Annotated in this window: 15 protein-coding genes; 6 read left to right on the forward strand and 9 right to left on the reverse strand. The window is 60.2% G+C overall.

Annotated features, from left to right (window positions below; translation table 11 throughout):
- Positions 1–13: 13 nt before the first annotated feature.
- The gene (gene urtA, locus GVK95_RS14200) at positions 14–1303 is read right to left on the reverse strand and encodes an urea ABC transporter substrate-binding protein (protein ID WP_159950700.1); all 1290 of its coding nucleotides are present in this window, start codon (positions 1301–1303) and stop codon (positions 14–16) included.
- 277 nt (positions 1304–1580) lie between these two features.
- Between urtA and GVK95_RS14205 the strand changes: the two genes are divergently transcribed.
- The 3 genes from GVK95_RS14205 to GVK95_RS14215 all read left to right on the forward strand — a co-directional run bounded on the left by GVK95_RS14205 (position 1581) and on the right by GVK95_RS14215 (position 5635).
- Positions 1581–2459: an SHOCT domain-containing protein gene (locus GVK95_RS14205; protein WP_159950702.1), complete on the forward strand. Its 879-nt coding sequence runs from the start codon at positions 1581–1583 to the stop codon at positions 2457–2459.
- An 82-nt stretch (positions 2460–2541) separates the two neighbouring features.
- Positions 2542–3108 carry a biliverdin-producing heme oxygenase gene (locus GVK95_RS14210; RefSeq protein ID WP_159950704.1) on the forward strand — a complete coding sequence of 189 codons (567 nt, stop codon included), beginning with the start codon at positions 2542–2544 and terminating at the stop codon, positions 3106–3108.
- Complete coding sequence (locus GVK95_RS14215) at positions 3056–5635, forward strand: HWE histidine kinase domain-containing protein (protein ID WP_159950706.1); 2580 nt, start codon at positions 3056–3058, stop codon at positions 5633–5635. Before GVK95_RS14210 ends, GVK95_RS14215 begins: the two co-directional genes overlap by 53 nt.
- A 95-nt stretch (positions 5636–5730) precedes the next feature.
- Here the strand turns inward: GVK95_RS14215 and GVK95_RS14220 are convergent, their stop codons facing one another.
- A complete protein-coding gene (locus GVK95_RS14220) occupies positions 5731–6363 on the reverse strand; it encodes a TerC family protein (protein ID WP_200844291.1) in 633 nt (210 codons plus the stop codon).
- 144 nt (positions 6364–6507) lie between these two features.
- On the opposite strand from GVK95_RS14220, the gene GVK95_RS14225 reads away from it, so the two are divergent.
- From GVK95_RS14225 to GVK95_RS14235, 3 genes are all read left to right on the forward strand, one after another.
- A complete protein-coding gene (locus tag GVK95_RS14225) occupies positions 6508–6648 on the forward strand; it encodes a hypothetical protein (RefSeq protein ID WP_159950710.1) in 141 nt (46 codons plus the stop codon).
- A gap of 107 nt (positions 6649–6755) precedes the next feature.
- Entirely contained in the window at positions 6756–10139 is a 3384-nt protein-coding gene (locus GVK95_RS14230; protein ID WP_159950712.1) for an ATP-binding protein, read from the forward strand.
- Positions 10132–11055, forward strand: a complete 924-nt coding sequence (locus GVK95_RS14235; RefSeq protein ID WP_159950714.1) for a response regulator transcription factor — start codon at positions 10132–10134, stop codon at positions 11053–11055. Before GVK95_RS14230 ends, GVK95_RS14235 begins: the two co-directional genes overlap by 8 nt.
- A 109-nt stretch (positions 11056–11164) precedes the next feature.
- Here the strand turns inward: GVK95_RS14235 and GVK95_RS14240 are convergent, their stop codons facing one another.
- From GVK95_RS14240 to GVK95_RS14270, 7 genes are all read right to left on the reverse strand, one after another.
- Positions 11165–12280: a branched-chain amino acid ABC transporter substrate-binding protein gene (locus tag GVK95_RS14240; RefSeq protein WP_159950716.1), complete on the reverse strand. Its 1116-nt coding sequence runs from the start codon at positions 12278–12280 to the stop codon at positions 11165–11167.
- A gap of 140 nt (positions 12281–12420) precedes the next feature.
- Entirely contained in the window at positions 12421–12774 is a 354-nt protein-coding gene (locus tag GVK95_RS14245; protein WP_159950718.1) for a DUF6867 family protein, read from the reverse strand.
- Between the two features lie 18 nt (positions 12775–12792).
- Positions 12793–13521: an ABC transporter ATP-binding protein gene (locus GVK95_RS14250; protein ID WP_007606399.1), complete on the reverse strand. Its 729-nt coding sequence runs from the start codon at positions 13519–13521 to the stop codon at positions 12793–12795.
- A complete protein-coding gene (locus tag GVK95_RS14255) occupies positions 13521–14405 on the reverse strand; it encodes an ABC transporter ATP-binding protein (RefSeq protein ID WP_159950720.1) in 885 nt (294 codons plus the stop codon). The genes GVK95_RS14250 and GVK95_RS14255 overlap by 1 nt, the downstream gene beginning before the upstream one ends.
- Entirely contained in the window at positions 14405–15796 is a 1392-nt protein-coding gene (gene livM / locus GVK95_RS14260; protein ID WP_159950722.1) for a high-affinity branched-chain amino acid ABC transporter permease LivM, read from the reverse strand. Before livM ends, GVK95_RS14255 begins: the two co-directional genes overlap by 1 nt.
- Positions 15797–15800: 4 nt before the next feature.
- A complete protein-coding gene (locus GVK95_RS14265; RefSeq protein WP_007606394.1) occupies positions 15801–16703 on the reverse strand; it encodes a branched-chain amino acid ABC transporter permease in 903 nt (300 codons plus the stop codon).
- A gap of 278 nt (positions 16704–16981) precedes the next feature.
- A complete protein-coding gene (locus GVK95_RS14270; RefSeq protein ID WP_159950724.1) occupies positions 16982–19408 on the reverse strand; it encodes an FAD-dependent oxidoreductase in 2427 nt (808 codons plus the stop codon).
- Positions 19409–19542: the final 134 nt, after the last annotated feature.

Below are 19542 nucleotides of genomic sequence, written 5' to 3' on the forward strand. Positions count from 1 at the left end.
ATAGAGGAAGAGATCAGCTACCCTTGCCGCCGCACTTGCCGGTGGCGACGTTGAAGTTGCCGCATTCCATCGGCTTGCGCCAATCGGAGATCAGGTCCTTCGAGTCTGCCAGGTAATCCGACCATTCGTCGCCGACAACGGCTGGCGTCTGCTGGACGATGTCGAACTGGCCGTCGGCCTGGATTTCACCGATCAACACCGGCTTGGTGATGTGGTGGTTCGGCATGACGGTCGAGGTACCGCCAGACAGGTTCGGGACGGAAACGCCGATGATGCTGTCAAGAACGGCGTCCGTGTCGGTGGTGCCGGCAGCTTCGACGGCCTTAACCCAGGCGTTGAAGCCGATATAGGCAGCTTCCATCGGGTCGTTCGTCACGCGCTTGTCGTTCTTGGTGAACGCATGCCACTGCTCGATGAACTCGGCGTTGACCGGAGCATCGACGGACTGGAAGTAGTTCCAGGCAGCCAGATGGCCGACCAGCGGCGCGGTGTCGAGACCGGCCAGTTCTTCTTCACCGACGGAGAAGGCGACGACCGGGATGTCTTCAGCCTTGATGCCCTGGTTGCCGAGTTCCTTGTAGAACGGGACGTTGGCGTCACCGTTGATGGTGGAAACCACGGCGGTCTTCTTGCCAGCCGAGCCGAACTTCTTGATGTCGGAGACGATCGTCTGCCAGTCGGAATGACCGAACGGCGTGTAGTTGATCATGATGTCCTCTTCCTTGACGCCCTTCGACATCAGGTAGGCCTTCAGGATCTTGTTGGTCGTCTGCGGATAGACATAGTCAGTGCCGGCCAGCACCCAACGCTCGACGCCTTCTTCCTTCTCCAGATAATCGACAGCCGGGATAGCCTGCTGGTTCGGAGCGGCACCCGTGTAGAAGATGTTGCGCGAAGATTCTTCACCTTCGTACTGAACCGGGTAGAACAGCAGCGAGTTGAGCTCTTCGAAAACCGGCAGAACCGACTTGCGCGACGACGAGGTCCAGCAACCGAATACCGCGGCGACCTTGTCCTGGGAAATCAGCTGACGCGCCTTTTCGGCAAACAGCGGCCAGTCCGAAGCCGGGTCGACAACGACGGCTTCGATCTTCTTGCCGAGAACGCCACCCTTCTTGTTCTGCTCTTCGACGAGCATCAGCATGGCATCCTTGAGCGTCGTCTCGGAAATTGCCATGGTGCCGGACAGGGAGTGCAGAACACCAATCTTGATCGTGTCTTCCTGCGCAAAGGCGCCGTGGAAGGCTGTCGTCGACAGCATGGTGCCCATCAGGGCGCCTGTGAGCTTCATCTTCAAATTCATTGTCGTGAACCCCTCTTCTTGTTCGCAACCGGTCGGTTAATGATCGTTAACCGTTGCTGGAGGGGACTATCCGATGCTGCGCCGCAAAACCGTATACGTCGTTTGACGTATGCCAGGGGGGAAACGCGGAACAAGATGCCCACCGGCTTAAAAAACCTGGCCTTCCACCGCTTTGATTGAGACGCTGTCCTGCAGCCCGGTCCTGTGCTAGGGCTCCTCTGCAAAGACGGTGGGGCATTGGCCCTTTCCGGTCCTTTTGCACTGCGGGAGGTGGCGCATGCGACCGTTAAGCGAAGATGGCCGTCGAATTCTCACCGAAGTGGCCAGCCGTCACGGCATCAGCCTTGACGCCGCAACCCATATGCTGATGGCGGTTGCCGCAGGCGGTGGCACCCAGGCCCAGTTCAACCATCCCGAACTCGGCGGCATGGGTCAGTGGTCGCTGGGCGGCATGACCATGGTTGGCGACATGTTCAACAATGGCCTGAAGGCCAAGGTCGACTGGCTGTGCCAGGAACTGTCCGGCCTGATCCGCAGCCAGGACATGCTCGGCCCGATGCCGACGTCCTATCAGGGGCAGTCGCAGCAGCAGGGTGGCGGCAGCGTCAGCCTGTTCGTCTCCGGCGGCACCTCGATGTCGTCCGGCGGATGGCCGGCCGAGCTTGGTCATCCCGCCTCGGTCGGCAGCCAGAACAATCTGCGTTATGCCTTCTTCCCACAGAGCCGCAGGTTGGTCATCGACCTTGCCGGACAGCAGACGATTTACGACACCGGCGACCATCACATCGGCGGCTTCTCGCAACAGCAGAGCGGCGACCAATCCCTGACTTTCACCTCGCAATACGGGTTGGTGCGTGTGGCTGACTTGGCTGTTGTCCCGCCGCAAACGCTGGCTGCGCCAGTGGTGACGGCAGAACCGCCGCCCGTTTCGCGGCACTCAGGCACTGCTCCGGCGCGCGCCGAAGCCATGCACTGGCCGGAGCAGCCATCGGCTGCCCCGCCCGCAAGCGCGCCGATGGCTGAGGCCCGTGCCTCCACGGAAGCGGAGGATGATATTTTCGCCAAGATCGAACGGCTGGCCGTGCTGCATGGCAAAGGCATTTTGACTGACGAGGAGTTTTCCGCCAAGAAGGCAGACCTTCTCGGCCGCCTCTAACTGGAAAAGCGACGGCCACGCATAACGTGTCATCCGCCAATCGCGTAAGCTGGAATACGACACAAAGAGCGAAAGGCAGATCATGGATCTCCCCCCAAGGCGGCTTGGCCTGAAGACCCAGACCGCCGTAGCCCATCAGGCGCTCGACGCGTTGATCGGTGATTTCGACACGCCACAAGCCTATGCGCGTTATCTGCACGGCATGGCGCGCTTCCGACTGCCGGTCGAGGCATGGCTACAAAACAAGAGCATGCCGGAAGAGCTGGGCGAATGGCGACCGGGTGTCTATGGCACGGAGATCGCCGATGATATTGCCGACCTTGCCATTGATGCACCCACGGACCTGGAACCCTTCATACCGCCGCCCGGCAACGGCATGATCGGACTTCTCTACGTCCTCGAAGGCTCGGCTCTCGGTGCAAGAGTGCTGGCAAAACGTGCCGAACACATCGGCTATTCCGCTGATTTCGGCGCCCGACATCTTTTTCATCAGGCACGGAACTTTTCCAGCTGGCGCGCGTTCTCCGATCGTATGGAGAAAGTGTGGGTATATGACGAACAAGCCGCTGTGGCATGGGCAAATACCGCCTTCGACTATGCCCGCAACGCGTTCGAAAGTACTCTTGATGCCCGCAGCTCACTCCGTTGACCTCTCCAACTGCGATCGTGAACCCATTCATATCCCTGGCAGCATCCAGCCCCACGGGTTTCTGTTGCACTGCGACCGCGAGCTTTCGAAGGTTCTGCGCCATTCCGCCAATGCCGGCGCCATGCTGCATCTCGATGGTGACCTGAACGGTCGCCACATTCTCGATCTGCTCGGGGCCGAAGTCACCCATGACCTGCGCAACGCCATCGCCGCAGCACCCGAGGCCAGCCGCCCGGCTGTGCTTGCCCATATGCGCATGCCGAACGATGCGCATTTCGACATCGCCGTGCATCGCCAGGATGGCGGCGCAATCGTCGAGTTCGAGCCATCGCTGCGTCGCACGCAGCCGCTTCAGCTTGCGCGCGAGATGATCGGTCGCGTCAAGGACATCACCGATATCGACGCGCTGATCGGCGCCTCGGCCCGTCTGGTTCAGGCGGTTCTTGGTTATGACCGGGTGATGATCTACCGCTTCGAGGCGGATGGCTCCGGCAAGGTCGTCAGCGAAGCCAAGCGCCACGATCTCGAGACTTTCCTCGGACAGTATTTCCCGGCGAGCGACATCCCCCGCCAGGCGCGCGCGCTTTACATGCAGAATCCTATCCGGGTGATCTCGGATGCCAGCGGCGCCCGGGTGCCGCTGGTTCCGGAGCTGGACAAAGCCGGCATGCCGCTCGATCTTTCATTTGCCCATTTGCGCAGCGTCTCGCCAATTCACTGCGAGTATCTGCGCAACATGGGTGTCGGCGCGTCGATGTCGATTTCCATCATCACCAATGGCACGCTGTGGGGCCTGATCGCCTGCCATCATTATGCGCCGAAAACTCTCAGCATGTCCGAGCGTATCGCAGCGGAAATGTTCGGCGAGTTCTTCTCGCTGCATCTTCTCGCTCTGAAACAGAAGCGCAAGCTCGACATTGCCAACGAGACGCGGCGCTCGCTCGATCATTTCCTCCAGACGGCATCGCACTACTCCGACGTCGATGCGCTGTTTGCCGGCGCGCTGCCGGCCTTTCAATCGCTGCTCGACTGCGATGGCGTCGGATTGTGGATGAACGGGCGACGGACCTCTGTAGGGACAACACCGCCAGCCGGCGTGGAAGCGGTTTTGGCGCATTTTGTCGGCGAGGTTGCCGACGGCAGGATCTGGGCAAACCACATGCTGTCCGAGGTGTTTCCAGACGCGGAAAACTATTTCGAGGATGTCTCCGGCCTGATGGCCATCCCACTATCGCAGATCCCGCGTGACTATCTTTTCTTTTTTCGCAAGGAACGTCTGCAGACGCTGAACTGGGCCGGAAATCCGGAAAAATCATACGAAACCGGTCCACTTGGCGATCGACTGACGCCGCGAAAGAGCTTCGCCATCTGGAAGGAAACCGTCCATCGCCAGGCAGAGCCCTGGAGCGAATCCGACATCGAGATCGCCGAAGCCCTGCGCTTGGCGACCGTCGAAATTGTGCTCCGTCACAGCGAGATGATGGCGGAAGAGCGCAGCAAGGCCGATATCCGCCAGCGTATGCTCAACGAGGAACTGAACCATCGGGTGAAGAACATTCTTGCCGTGATCAAATCCTTGATCGTAGCCCCAACGAAGGATGCGCGCCCGATCGAGGATTATATCGGCTCCCTGCGCGGCCGCATTCACGCGCTCTCCCACGCTCATGACCAGTTGACGCGTGGCGGCGGTGGTGGCGGTCTCAGCAATTTGCTGGAAACGGAACTGCTGCCCTATCGCGCGGGCAACACCAAATTTTCACTGCTTGGGCCATCGGTGACGCTGGATGCCAGAGCCCATGCTGTCGCGGCGCTGGTCATTCATGAACTTTGCACCAATGCCGCCAAATATGGCGCCCTGTCCACACCCGGCGGCAGCCTTGCCGTCCAGTGGCAGAGCGAGGAAAACGGTGACTGCCTGATCACCTGGGACGAGGATGGCGGCCCGACCGTCGGCATGCCGAGCCGCAAGGGTTTTGGCACGGCCTTGATCGAGCGCAGCATTCCGTATGACCTGGGCGGCAGCAGCCGTGTCGACTATCGCTCAAGCGGCCTGTTTGCCGAATTCCGCCTGCCGGGGCGTTTTCTATCGTGGGAAGAAGTGGAACCGCAGATGGACAGCCATATGGTGCACTCGATACCCGCCAGCGCCGCGCCGGTGCTCGAACCATCCCTGCACATCCTTCTCGTCGAGGATCAGGTCCTGATCGCCATGGACGCCGAAATGATGCTGGCCGATGCCGGCTTGAACAATGTCGTGACCGCAAGCTCCAGCGCCGATGCCCTCAATCGACTGAAGAGCTTCACCCCCGGGATCGCCATTCTCGATATCAATCTCGGCCGCGACACGTCCGTGCCGGTTGCAGAGGAACTGGCACGGCGCAACATCCCCTTCGTCTTTGCCACAGGCTATGATGACCGCTCCATCGTTCCGGAAAACTTTTCCGACGTGCCCGTCGTGCGCAAACCGTACGATAGCCTTGCACTGGTGGCGGCCCTCGCCGCGCGGCTGGGCAACGACCGGAACTGATGGCAGTATTGCCGGTGCTGGACCGCAAAAATGCCGGGCTCCTTGCGGGACCCGGCATCAAAGCGCCTCAGTCGGTGACTGGCGGCAGACCGGCCTTACACCAGGTAACCGGAGATGTGAGGCCAGACTTCGACCAGGCCATGATAGACCATCGTGATGGTGACATAGACGATGACGCCGAGGCCGACATAGGCAATCCAGCGGTGCTTGTGCAGCAGCTTGGCCACGAGGTTCGCCGCAAGACCCATCAATGCGATCGACAAAACAAGGCCGATCACCAGGACCGAGGTATGTTCCTTGGCAGCACCTGCGACAGCCAATACGTTGTCGAGCGACATTGACACGTCGGCTACGACGATCTGGATCGCAGCCTGAAGGAAAGTCTTGTCGGTTTTCAGCTCGACATCGTCCGTTTCGCCTTCGTGATGCGGCTGATGGGCTGCGGCGCGAAGCTCAACCCACATCTTCCAGCAAACCCAGGCGAGCAGCACGCCACCGAGCAATTGCAGGCCGACAATGTTCAGCAGGTAAGCCGTTCCCAGTGCAAAGCCGATGCGCATGACGGTCGCCGCAATGATGCCGACGAGGATCGCTTTGTTGCGCAGATGTGTCGGCAGGCCGGCAGCAGCCAGGCCGATGACGATGGCATTGTCGCCCGCCAATACCAGATCGATTGCGATGACCTGGAACAATGCCGCAAGACCTGCGGCGGTAAAGATTTCCGTCATGAGTTTGGTTCGTCCCCACGTTCCTGATGGCGTCATCCCATACAGCATGGCCGCGTGAATGAAAGATCGAAAATGCCAACGGCGGGCTGCTTCTTCACACTTCACAATGGTTCCGAGACGATTTCCACTGCTGCCGACCTGCATATGCGCATCGACATCTTGAAACACGCCGCGCGTTTCGCTTTGTTCTGTTTGTGTCGCAGTTTCCGCGGCATCGAGCTCATCCTGGTCAACGACCGGCTCGCCTATCAGCTGGATTATCAGGGCGGCCTCATCAAGCCGTGAAACATGGCTTTGCTCCGGAGCGCCTGCGAACCGCCCTTGCTATTCCGGCCATTCCCGTGAAAATGCCCAAACGACAGCCACCGCACAAAAGGCGCTAGAATTTAGGCATGCCAGCACGCCAACGCATCATTCCCGTCCGCCGCGAATACAATCGCTGGGTCGCCAACCAGACGCTGGAAGACTACGCGCTGCGGTTCACCGCAAAGAGCGCACGGCAATTCTCCTCCAGCCGGATTTCGCAGACCGCGATCGGCGCCATTTCCTTCCTGGCACTGGAGGCCATCGGAGGCACGATCACGCTCGCCTATGGCACCACCAACGCCTTTTTCGCCATTGTCGTCGCCGCCATCCTGATGCTGCTCGTCGGCGTGCCGATCAGCCGCTATGCAATCCGCCACGGCGTTGATATCGACCTGCTCACCCGCGGCGCCGGCTTCGGCTATATCGGCTCGACCATCACCTCGCTGATCTATGCCAGCTTCACCTTCATGCTCTTTGCCATCGAGGCATCGATCATGACCGGAGCGCTACAACTGGCCTTTGGCGTGCCGCTCTGGCTTGGCTACATCATTTCCGCCGTCGTCGTTTTGCCACTGGTCACCTATGGCATCAGGCTGATCTCTAAATTCCAGCTGATCACCCAGCCGATCTGGATCGTACTCAACATCCTGCCGTTCATTTTCATCGCCTTTCTCGACTGGGAAAAGATCGACCTCTGGCGTGCCTTTGCCGGCGTCAACCATTCCAATGCCGGCATGGGCCAGACCGCACCTTTTGATCTGGTCGAATTCGGTGCCGCCTCCGCCGTCATCCTGGCGCTGATGCCGCAGATCGGCGAACAGGTAGACTTCCTCCGCTTCCTGCCGCCGGAAGGTGCACGCAAGCTGCACCACAAGATCGCCATCTTCCTCGCCGGCTCCGGCTGGGTCGTACTCGGCGTGCCCAAGCTTCTCGCCGGCTCCTTCCTCGCCGTCCTGACGCTCGCCACCGGCGTACCGGTCGGGGAAGCCGCCGACCCGTCGCAGATGTATCTCGCCGCCTTCGGCTACATGATCCCCAATGAAACCGCCGCCATGTTGCTGATGGCCGGTTTCGTGGTCATCTCGCAGCTGAAGATCAACGTGATGAATGCCTATGCCGGCTCGCTGGCCTGGTCGAATTTCTTCTCCCGCCTGACCCACAGCCATCCCGGCCGCGTCGTCTGGCTGGTCTTCAACGTGGCCATCGCCCTGCTCCTGATGGAACTCGGCATCTACGAACTGCTGGAGGAAACGCTCGGCATCTTCTCGATCATCGCCATGAGCTGGCTCTGCGCCATCTCGGCCGATCTGTTCATCAACAAGCGCCTCGGCCTGTCGCCGCCCGGCATCGAATTCAAGCGCGCCCATCTCTACGACATCAATCCGGTCGGTTGCGGCACCATGCTCCTGTCGGCAACCGTCGCACTTGCCGCCCATTTCGGCGCATTCGGCGCATTGCTCGCCTCGCTCTCCACATTCGTGACGTTGATCGCCTTCGTCATCTCTCCGCTGATCGCCTGGTGGAGTGACGGCAAGTTCTACCTGGCCCGCAAGCCGCGCCAGAGCTGGAAGAACCTGACCGGCATCACCTGCTCGATCTGCGAACATCCGTTCGAGCCGGAAGACATGGCCTGGTGCCCCGCCTATGCCGCGCCGATCTGTTCGCTGTGTTGCACGCTCGACAGCCGCTGTCATGACATGTGCAAGCCGAACGCCAGGATCAATGCCCAGGCTGCGGCCGTCGCCCGCACCTTCCTGCCCGAGGTCCTGCTGCAGCGGTTTTCCACTCGGCTCGGCCGCTATGCCCTGACCTCGCTCATATCGATCTCGCTGATTGGCGCAATCCTCGCCTTCATCGCCCATCAGGTGAATGTCGCCACGCCGGAAATGGCAACCGTAGTCGATCGCACCGTTCTGGTGGTCTTCTTCATCTTCGCCATCATCGCCGGCAGCGCCTCCTGGTTCTATGTGCTCGCCCATGACAGCCGGGTGGTCGCCGAAGAGGAATCCTCGCGCCAGAATACGCTGTTGCTGAAGGAGATCGCCGCCCACCGCAAGACCGATGCAGCCCTGCAGAACGCCAAGGAAACCGCCGAAGCCGCCAACCGCGCCAAAAGCCGCTATGTCGTCGGCCTCTCCCACGAATTACGCACGCCGCTCAATGCCGTGCTCGGTTATGCCCAGATCCTCGAGCGCGACGAGACCATCCCCGTGCCGCGCCAGTCTGCGATCAAGGTCATCCGCCGCTCTGCAGACCACCTCTCGGGCCTGATCGACGGGTTGCTGGACATTTCCAAGATCGAAGCTGGCCGTCTGCAGGTCTTCTCCAACGAGGTCAATATCCAGGATTTCCTCGATCAGCTGATCGACATGTTCGCCCCCCAGGCCGCCGCCAAGGGACTGGTCTTCGAGCACCAGCGCTCGCAGAACCTGCCGCTTTATGTGCGCACCGACGAGCGCCGGATCCGGCAGATCCTCGTCAACCTCCTGTCCAACGCCATCAAGTTCACCGACGAGGGTATCGTCCGCTTCGAGGTCACCTATCGCAGCCAGGTGGCAACCTTCACCGTCACCGATACCGGCCGCGGCATTGCCGAAAAAGATCTCAACCGGATCTACGAGCCCTTCCAGCGTGGCGAGGCCGACAATATCCGGCCGCAGCCCGGCCTCGGTCTCGGCCTGACCATCACCAAGCTGCTGACCAATACGCTCGGCGGCGAGATTGCCGTGACCAGCGAGCGCGACAAGGGCTCGATCTTCAAGGTCCGGCTGATGCTGTCGGCGATCGACAGGCCAAACACCGCCCCTGCCCCCGAACGCAAGATCGCCTCCTATACCGGCCCGCGACGCACGATCGTCGTAGTCGATGACAATGAAGATCACCGCGAACTGATGCGCGAGGTTCTGGCCCCGCTCGATTTCGTTGTGCTGACGGCAGCCGGTGGCCCGGAATGCCTCACCCTGATCGAAGGCGTGCGGCCAGATCTCTTCCTGGTCGACATCTCGATGCCCGGCATGAATGGCTGGCAACTGGTCGAAAAATTGCGCGATGCCGGCCAGAAGGCACCCATCCTGATGCTCTCGGCCAATATCGGCGATGCCCCGGCTGCCGGTGGCGAAGGCCATGACGATGCCATTGCCAAGCCCGTCGACATCAAGCGCCTGCGCGACAAGCTTGCCATGTTCCTTGGCCTTGAATGGATCTATGCCGACGATCCGCGCCTGCTTCTGCCGGCGGTTCCAGCGCTCAAACCCACCTCCCCCGGAGACACCCATCTGGACGAGTTGATCCAACTCTGCGAAATCGGCTATGTGCGCGGGATAGAAGCAAAGCTTGCCGAACTATCCGGCGCGACCACCCATGCCGCCTTTGTCGACGGTGCCCGCGCTTACCTGCAGGTATTCGATCTGGCTGGCTTGCGCGGCTATCTGACTTCGTTTGTAACCGGCAAGGAGCCGATCCATGGTTGAAGCCAGCAGACGCGATATCGTTCTGCTCGTCGATGACAGCCCCGATGCGCTCGGCTTCCTGACCGAGGCGCTGGAGGCATCCGGCTTTTCCGTGCTGATCGCCACCTCCGGCCATGCCGCACTCTCGATCGTCAACCGCATCAGCCCGGACCTCATCCTGCTCGACGCCGTCATGCCCGGCATGGACGGTTTCGAGACCTGCCGCAGCCTGAAGGCCGATCCGGTCGTGGCCCAGGTTCCGGTGATCTTCATGACCGGCCTCACCGAGACCGAGCATGTGGTCAACGCGCTGGAAAGCGGCGGCGTCGACTATCTGACCAAGCCGATCAATATCGACGAATTGCGCGCCCGCATCCGCGTGCATCTGTCGAATGCCCGCTCAGCCCAGAGCGCCCGCGTCGCCCTCGATGCCGCCGGTCGGCATCTGCTCGCCGTGCGAGGCGATGGCCAGGTGCACTGGACGACACCGCAAGCGAGCCGGCTGATCGAAAGCGCCACCGGCACCGCCGATGGCATCAACGAAGTGGCAAGCGCCACCGCCACCTGGCTTTCCCACCGCCGCGCCAGCGGCGGAACGACGAGCGAGGGCACCTTCCCCTTTGCCAGCGCCTCGGGCGTTTCCCTGCAGCTTTCCTTCCTCGGCACGATCGGCGCCGACGAATATCTCTTCCGCATCACCTCGGCCAACCGCCAGAGCGAGGACGAACTGCTGCGCCAGCGCTTCGGCCTCACCCACCGCGAAAGCGAAGTGCTGCTGTGGATCGCCAAGGGCAAGGCCAACCGCGATATCGGCGAAATACTTGGCCTGTCGTCGCGCACCGTCAACAAACATCTCGAGCAGATCTATTCCAAGCTCGGCGTCGAGAACCGGGCCTCCGCCGCCGTGCGCGCCGCACAGGTCCTGCACGAAGGCTGAGCATCCTCTTCGTATTCAACGTCTTGCAAGTACATCCTGCGACGACCGCCTCCAAACGCAGAAAACCCGGCGCGAGGCCGGGTTTTCCGTTTTCCGATCAAAGATCGAATTATTGCGGAACGTAGGTGAAGTTGCCGTCGGCACCCTTCTTCCATTCGTACATGATGTAGCCCGGGATCTTCGGGTCGCCCTTTTCGTCGAAGGACATGTCGCCGAGAGCGGTCGGGAACGGACCCTTTTCCTTCATTGCGGTGGCAACGGCTTCAGCGTCGTTGGAACCGGCAGCCTTGGCGGCGGCAGCGATGGTCTGCAGCGCAGCGTAGGAATAGAGCGTGTAAGCTTCAGGATTGAAGCCGGCAGCCTTGAACTTTTCGACGAGTTCCTTGTTGGCCGGGTTCAGTGTCGGGTCAGGACCGAAGGTGTTGAGCGTGCCTTCGACAGCGTCGCCAGCGATCGAAGCCAGTTCGTTCGAAACGATACCGTCGCCCGATACCAGCGTAGCCTTCAGGCCCTGGTCAGCAGCCTGACGGATGATCAGACCAGCTTCGGTATGCAGACCACCCCAATAGATGATGGAGACGCCGGCTTCCTTCATCTTGGCGATGAGGGCCGAGAAGTCCTTGTCACCGGTGGTGACGCCTTCGTACATGACTTCCGTCAGGCCGGCAGCGTTCATCGCCTTCTTGGTTTCATCAGCAAGGCCCTGACCGTACGGGGTCTTGTCATGAACGACAGCGATCTTGGCGTCCTTGAACTTCTCAGCAAGGTAAGCACCGGCAACGGCGCCCTGCTGGTCGTCACGGCCGCAGGTGCGGAAGGTGTTCCACAGGCCGCGCTCGGTGAAGACCGGGTTGGTAGCAGCTGGGGTGATTTCGAGGATGCCGTTTTCGGCATAGACTTCAGACGCCGGGATGGAAACGCCCGAGTTGAAGTGGCCGACCACGAACTTCACGCCGTCAGCAACGAACTTGTTGGCAACCGAGATGCCCTGCTTCGGGTCGGAAACGTCGTCGCCGAGAACGATCTTGATCTGCTCGCCGTTGATACCGCCTGCAGCGTTGATGTCTGCAGCAGCCTGTTCAGCACCCTTCTGGAGCTGAGCGCCGAAAGCCGCGTTCGGACCTGTCAGCGGGCCGCCGACGCCGACGAGGATGTCAGCCCAAGCGTTGCCGCTGAAGGCGACCATCGCCGACAGGGCAACTGCCGAGAGAAGAGACTTCTTCATATTGTAACTCCCAAGTTTTTATGCGGGTTTGGTTATAAAACCCTGCGCAACACCCGCTGACACTGCGCCGGAAAACGGTTCCACTCTTTATTAGGGGCCATCGCCTCTGCCGCCAATCTGGGACAGAAAACAACAACTTGTCAATCTTTGTTCTTCCACGAGAAGTAGGAAGTTCTGTCGTATAGCCAGTAGTAGTTATCGACCATCTGGGTCGTCCTGCGCGACTGGAATCCAGCCACCGCAAAAACCAGCAGAAGCACCACGTCGATGACGTAGTAGAAGGGGCTGATGAAGGGTCCGGCAAACAGAGAGAAGTGCAGGAAGCGCATCACCACGCCAAGTCCGAGGACATAGATGAACACCCTTGCATAGCCTTCCCAGCCCTCTGCCACGGCCTTTCCGGTCCGCCATGCGGTCCAGAAGCCGATCAGCAGAACGAGGAAGCGCAACACAGTGCGCACACCGGTATCCGTCTCGAAAAACAATCCTTGCATGTCAGTTCCTCCGCGCGCTCAGTGATGGCCGCCTTCGAGATAAGCCGCCCGGACCTGCGGGTCCGCCAACAACTCTTTCCCGCTGCCGCTCATCGTCACCTTGCCGTTGACCATGACATAGGCACGGTCGGACAGCTTCAGTGCGGCAAATGCATTCTGCTCGACGAGGAAGACGGTCAGACCTTCTTCCTTGTTAAGCTTCTTTATCGCCTCGAAGATCCCCTTGACGATCAGAGGTGCCAGACCAAGCGAGGGCTCGTCGAGAAGCAGCAGTTTCGGACGCGACATCAGCGCACGGCCGATGGAGAGCATCTGCTGCTCGCCACCCGACAATGTTCCGCCACGCTGGGCATGGCGTTCCTTCAGGCGCGGGAACATGGTGAAGATCTTCTCCACGTCCTCGCTGAAATATTTCAGGTTGTCGAGGCCGGCACCCATCTGGAGGTTTTCCATGACGGTCATGCGCGGAAAGATCCGGCGACCTTCCGGCGACTGCGCGATGCGGCGACGCGCGATCAGATGCGTCGGCAGCTTGGTGATATCCTCCCCGTCGAAGATGATCTGGCCGGCACGCGCTTGCGGGCTGCCGCAGATCGTCATCATCAGTGTCGACTTGCCGGCGCCATTGGCGCCGATCAGCGCGACTATCTCACCCTGCTTGACTTCGACATCGACACCGCCAAGCGCCCGGATGTTGCCGTAATAGGTTTCGACGCCTTGTACTTTGAGAAGTGCTTCGGAGGACATCAGTTCTTCTCCCCCGACACTTCTTCGGCAACAGCTTCCACTTCGGAAATTGCTTCTTCCAATTCTTCATCCTCGACACCCAGATAGGCGGCGATCACCTTCGGGTCGTTCTTCACATGATCCGGCGTACCGTCGGAAATCTTCTTGCCGTATTCCAGAACGACGACGTGGTCGGAAATCTCCATGACCACGGACATGTCGTGCTCGATCAGGAGTAGAGACGTGCCCTCTGCACTGATGCTGCGCAGCAGAGCGTTGAGCGTCAGCGATTCCTTCGGATTGAGACCGGCAGCCGGTTCATCGAGGCAAAGAAGCTCAGGTCCCGTGCACATGGCGCGGCAGATTTCCAGACGGCGCTGGGCGCCGTAAGGCAAGTCGCCGGCCGGGTCATCGGCACGATCGACCAGATCGGCCTTTTCCAGCCAGTAGCGCGCCTTGTCGATGGCCGCATCTGCTGCCCTCTTGTAGGCCGGCAGGCCGAGCAGTCCGAGAACCGTATAGCCGGAAGCCTTCATCAGCGCATTGTGCTGAGCGACCAGAAGGTTTTCCAGAACCGTCAGACCCGAAAACAGTCGGATGTTCTGGAAGGTTCGGGCGACCTTGGCCTTCTTGGGGATCTCGAAATCCGGAAGGCGCTCCAGCAGATACTGGCTGCCGTCCCTCTGGTTGAGCGTGATCATCCCCATCGTCGGCTTGTAGAAACCGGTGATGCAGTTGAACACGGTGGTCTTGCCCGCACCGTTTGGTCCGATCAGCGCGGTGATCTCACCGCGCTTGGCTTCAAAGGAGAAGTCATTGATGGCCATCAGGCCGCCAAAGCGCATCGACAGATGCTCGACTTTCAGGATGGTGTCTTTGTTCATCGTTTCAGTTCCGGAAGTCATCAGCCGTGACCTTCCTTGGTAAAGCTGCCCGAGACGGCCTTGCGCTCCTTGAGGAAGGCTGTCGGTTCTCTGCTGCCGACAAAGCCACGAGGCTTGAACAGCATGACCACGACCATTGCCAGGCCGAACAGAAGCATGCGGTAGAGTTCCGGGGTGAAGTCAGGTCCAAAGACATGCTTCAGGAACTCCATTTCACGCAGTGCCTCCGTGCCGCCGATCATCACGATCGCAGCAATGGCGATACCGGTCAGCGAGCCCATGCCGCCAAGCACGACGATGGCAAGGATAACAGCCGATTCGAGGAAGACGAAGCTTTCCGGCGAGACGAAGCCCTGGCGCGCGGCAAAGAACGAACCGGCAAAGCCGCCGAACATTGCACCGATCGAGAACGCCGTCAGCTTGGTCGTCACCGTGTTGATACCGAGCGAGCGGCAGGCGATTTCGTCTTCACGAAGCGCTTCCCAGGCTCGGCCGATCGGCATGCGACGCAGCTTGATGGTGACGTAGGCCGTGATGCCGCACAAAAGCAGGATCACGTAGAACAGGTAGATCTTGTAGTAGGCGGACGACATCGGCAGGCCGAATGTCTTGGCAAAACCGCCCGGCGACGCATCGAAAGGCATGCCGAAAAGCGTTGCCTTCGGAATGCTGGAAATGCCGAACGTGCCCTTGGTGACATCGGTCCAGTTGATCAGCACCAGACGGATGATTTCACCGAATGCCAGCGTCACGATGGCCAGATAGTCGCCGCGAAGCCTCAGAACGGGAAAGCCGAGCATGATACCCCAGAACGCCGCCAGAATGCCCGACAGCGGCAGGAGGATCCAGAAGGACAGGCCGAAGTTCTGCGACAGCAATGCGTAGGTATAGGCACCCACCGCATAGAAGGCGACATAACCAAGGTCGAGCAGACCGGCGAGACCGACGACGATGTTCAGGCCCCAGGCCAGCATGACGTAGATCAGGATCTGGATGCCGAAATTGTCGACATATTTCAGCGAGCCCTGAACACCGGTCAAGGCGACGATAACCGGCGGATAGAGAATGAGCGCCACCAGGGCGATCTTCAGGAAATGCGTCTTGAAGAAGGACGGCTGGGCATCGAGATCAGTGGCGGGTGCTGCAGCCTTGTTCGCCTTGCGGGCGGCATTCCACGGCTGCACGAAGGCCACCATGGCAAACCGGCCGACGGCTGCGATGATCACAAAGATCGCCAGCAGGCCCCAGCGCGGATACCAGATCAACTGGTTGGAAATGTTCTGATCGGTCTTGATGCCGATGAACAGGCTGAACAGGCCGAGCGACAGAAGACCGGCGAACAGGCCCTCCTTCAGCGCGCGCGCCATCGTGCCGGACGAAGCGGCACCAGTTTCATTTACAGAAGTTGTCATGGGATCAAACCTTCTCGACTTCCGGCCGGCCGAGGATGCCGGTGGGCTTGAAGATCAGCACGAATGCCAGGAGACCGAACGTGGCGACATCCTTGTAGGCAATGCTGAAGTAAGCCGACCAGAGCGACTCGATAAGGCCGATCAGCAGACCGCCGAGAACAGCGCCCGGCAGAGAGCCGATACCACCGAGAACAGCTGCCGTGAAAGCCTTCACGCCCGGAACGAAGCCATCGTTGAACGAGGCAACACCGTAATACATCAGGTACATCGTGCCCGCGACGGCGGCCAGCGCTGCACCCATGACGAAGGTGATGGAAATCGTCTTGTCGACATCCACGCCGAGCAGCGCCGCCATCTTGCGATCCTGTTCGGTGGCGCGCTGGGCGCGGCCAAGCGGCGTCTTGTTGACGATGTACCAGAATGCGAAGAGCAGGACGCTGGTGATCATCACGATGATCGCCTGCTTCAGAGAGACCGTGACCGCACCGATATGCAGCACGTCGCTGATCAGCGGCGGGATCGGCTTGTTGCGCGGTCCCTGCGCCACCTGGATGAAGTTCGACAGGGCGATCGACATGCCGATCGCGGTGATCAGCGGCGCCAGGCGGAACGAGCCTCGCAGCGGACGATAGGCAACCCGCTCGATCGTCCAGTTCCACAAGCTCGTCATCACCATCGCGACGATCAGCATGATCAGCAGCGCAAGCGCGACCGGGATACCGGCGAAGAAGGTTGTCAGAATGAGGAAGACGATGAGAGCGGCGAAGCCGCCGAGCATGAAGATATCACCATGGGCGAAGTTGATCATGCCGATGATACCGTAGACCATCGTATAGCCGATAGCCACAAGGCCATAGATGGATCCAAGAGTCAGCCCGTTGATGAGCTGCTGGATAAAGTACTCCATATATTATCCCCCGGACGCGCCTTGGTGGTGCGTCTCATTTTTGTTGATCCCTTGCGGGTTCTAGGTGTCGGGAGATTCCATATCGCTTTGTCCGAAAATGTGAAGCCAAAAAGGCAAAACGGCGGCAAAATGTTACCGACATCCCACCATCTGGCGCGGATAAAACCAGCAAACTCAAAAAAACAGCAGAAAAAGCCCATGAAAACAGCAGGCCGCCCGAGAGCGACCTGCCTTGCCTGTGCATTCACTAATGCAAGCCCATCTTTGTGGAAAAAGGTTCAGTTTCTCATTCGCGACCCATTTGCGTCAAAAAGCGGCTGCGCCTGCAGACGTGCAGGGAGAACCTCACCCAGGATTTCGATTCCCCAACCGTCGATTTCATCTGCGATGTCCTTCGGCACATAACCGATGGCAACCGAGACGCCACTCGGATGCGCATAGCCGCCGGACGTGACCCAGCCTCTCACTTCGCCATTGAACGAAATCGGCTCGTCGCCGATCACGTCGGCATCCTCGGCGCTGACGATGAAAGTGCGCAAACGCAGCGTGCCGCCAGAAAGCTTTTCTTCGATCGCCGCCGTCTTGCCGATGAAGTTCGCCTCCTTCTTCAAGGCCACGAACCGGCCGAGACCGGCTTCCAGCGGCCCGTAGAGCGGGCGATACTCGCGCGACCAACTGCCGAAGCTTTTCTCCAACCGAAGCGCATTCAGCGCCCGCAGGCCAAACAGCGAGATACCGAATTCGGCACCGGCGTCCATCAGCAGATCGAAGATATAGCGCTGATATTCCGGCCGCATCCAGATTTCATAGCCGAGATCACCGGTATAGCTGACCCGCCCGACGATGGCCGGCGCCATGCCGAGATCCATTTCACGAATGTCCATGAAGGCAAAGGCCTCGTCCGAGACGTCGAGATGCGTCAGCTTGGCCAACACGTCGCGTGCCTTCGGACCGGCAATCGACAGGCCAAGCAGACCCAGGTTCAATGGGCTGAGCTCGACCGAGCCATCATCCGGCAGATGCTGCTCGAACCAGCGCATGTGATAATCCTCGGCGATACCCGAACCGATCACCAGGAATTCGTCGTCGTCGAGATTGGCAACTGTGAAATCGCCGATCAGCTTGCCGGCCGCGTTGAGCATCGGCGCAAGCGCCATGCGCCCGATCGCCGGGATCTTCGAGGCGAGCACATGGTCGAGCCAGTCGCGCGCACCCTCCCCGCTCACCGTATATTTGGCAAAGCCCGAGGTCTCCATCAGGCCGACGCTGTCGCGCACGGCCTTTGCCTCGCGGCCAACGGCATCGAAATCGGTCGAACGGCGCCAGGAGAACTTGTCCTCGACGCCGGCAGGGGCAAACCACAGCGGCGTTTCCAGGCCATAGGACGCGCCGAACACGGCACCGGCCGCCTTCAGCTTGTCGTAGATCGGCGAGGTCAGCAGCGGCCGTGCGCCCGGCAGTTCCTCGTTCGGATAACGGATCGAGAAGCGGCGGGAATAATTCTCGCGCACCTTGGCATTGGTATAGCCGAGCGTCGCATAGTCGCCGTAGCGGCAGACATCCATGGCAAACACGTCGAAGCCCGGATCGCCCTCGATGATCCAGTTGGCCAGCGCCAGACCGACGCCCCCGCCCTGGGAGAACCCGGCCATGACGGCACAGGCCGACCAGAAATTGGTCATGCCGCGCACCGGACCAACCAGCGGATTGCCGTCCGGCGAGAAGGTGAAGGGTCCGTTGATGATCTTCTTGATGCCGGCATTGTTGAAGGCCGGGAAATGCCGGAAGCCGACTTCCAGCTCGTTGGTGATGCGCTCAAGGTCTTCCGCCAGCAGCTCATGGCCGAAGGTCCAGGGCGTCTCGATCGGCGACCAAGGGCGGCAATCCTTTTCATAGGTGCCCATCAGCATGCCGTTGCGCTCCTGGCGAATGTAGATCTCGCCGTCGAAGTCGACGCAGTGCATCAGTTCCTTGCCCGACGTCTTGTTGAACTCGACCACCTCCGGCATGTCCTCGGTGATCAGATACATATGCTCCATGGCGAGCACCGGCAACTCGAGACCGACCATGCGCCCGACTTCGCGCGCCCAAAGGCCGGCGGCATTGACCACATGTTCGGCGCGGATCTCGCCCTTGTCGGTGATCACCCGCCAGGTGCCGTCTTCCAGCTGCACCAGATCCTCGACCTTGGTGTGCAGATAGATCTCGGCGCCGTTCTTCTTCGCCGACTTGGCATAGGCATGCGTCGTGCCATAGGGGTCGAGATGACCTTCATGCGGATCGAAGACCGCACCGACAAACTGCTTCGGATCGAGCAGCGGCATCATCTCATAGGCTTCCTCGGCCGAGATCAACCGCGCGTCGCCATTGGCATATTTGCCCTTGGCCAGCAGCGACTTCATCCAGTCGAAGCGTTCCGTGGTCGCCGCCAGCATCAGGCCAGAGGTCATATGCATACCGATGTCCTGGCCGGAATATTCCTCGATCTCCTTGTAGAGCTCGACCGTGTATTTCTGCAGCTTGCCAACGTTCGGATCGCCGTTGATCGTATGGATGCCGCCGGCTGCATGCCAGGTCGAGCCGGAGGTCAGTTCCGAGCGCTCCAGAAGCACGACATCGGTCCAGCCGAACTTGGTCAGATGGTAGAGGACCGAGCACCCGACGACACCACCACCGATGACGACGACCCTTGCATGGCTTTTCATAAAACGCTCCTTTGGCGCGGACAGGCTGTTGTCCGAAGCTAGAGCGGCGCGGGAAAAGTCGGAAGCCCATGCTGCGACGAAACATGTCGCGCAAGACAAAGAAATTATCCGGATAACGCCGCGGCCGGAGTAAG

The sequence above is a fragment of the Rhizobium sp. 18065 genome (assembly GCF_902706095.1).
GTDB lineage: Bacteria > Pseudomonadota > Alphaproteobacteria > Rhizobiales > Rhizobiaceae > Allorhizobium.